Genomic DNA, 252 nt, shown 5'->3' on the forward strand with positions numbered 1-252 from the left:
GGCCAATCAGGGCGCTGCCAGTGAAATCACGTGCTGCCAGCAGGAAGAACAACACAGTCAAAGAAGCAAAGACAAACTGTTTGGCGCGTGGGTAATTGAGTGAACCAACAAACATAAAGGCAGTAAAGACGCCCCACAGCAGCAGATACCATGCCATGAACTCTGCAGGTGCGGCAGGCAGTCCCATGTAAGGCATCACAATCAGGCCAACCAGTGTCAGCCAGAACAGACCGTAAGAAGTGAAAGAGGTGG

At 52.0% G+C, this 252-nt stretch carries 1 protein-coding gene; it reads right to left on the minus strand.

The features are described from left to right. The coding region (locus tag R0J87_RS22785; protein WP_498889201.1) for an acetate uptake transporter at positions 1 to 196 on the minus strand (196 nt) is incomplete at its 3' end. Between the last annotated feature and the right edge of the window lie 56 nt (positions 197 to 252).

This window comes from Halomonas sp. SIMBA_159 (assembly GCF_046536035.1).
In the GTDB taxonomy this organism is placed as follows: domain Bacteria; phylum Pseudomonadota; class Gammaproteobacteria; order Pseudomonadales; family Halomonadaceae; genus Vreelandella; species Vreelandella venusta_A.